Annotated in this window: 1 pseudogene; it reads right to left on the reverse strand. The window is 42.3% G+C overall.

Features of this window, described 5'->3' with window-relative positions:
• Positions 1–208: pseudogene (locus V6252_RS13750) on the reverse strand (bile acid:sodium symporter family protein); the annotation flags it as partial.

Consider the following 208-nt stretch of genomic DNA (forward strand, 5'->3'; position numbering starts at 1 on the left):
CTGTTTTCTATCTCAGTTCTTTTGGCTTTATTGTGCTGTGCAGTAAATACTCTGACCATGATACCAGCGGTCAAGAACATGATTAGTGTATATATGGCTGGCGTCATCGACATCTTATAATTGGCCAATAGCGTGAGTGCCTTAAACATTGAAAGCGTACTGTTTTGTAGGGCGACTTCCATAGTAATCGAGCGTCTTTGCGCAGGAT

Origin of the sequence: Psychrobacter proteolyticus (assembly GCF_038155145.1) — a bacterium.
GTDB classification, from domain to species: domain Bacteria; phylum Pseudomonadota; class Gammaproteobacteria; order Pseudomonadales; family Moraxellaceae; genus Psychrobacter; species Psychrobacter proteolyticus_B.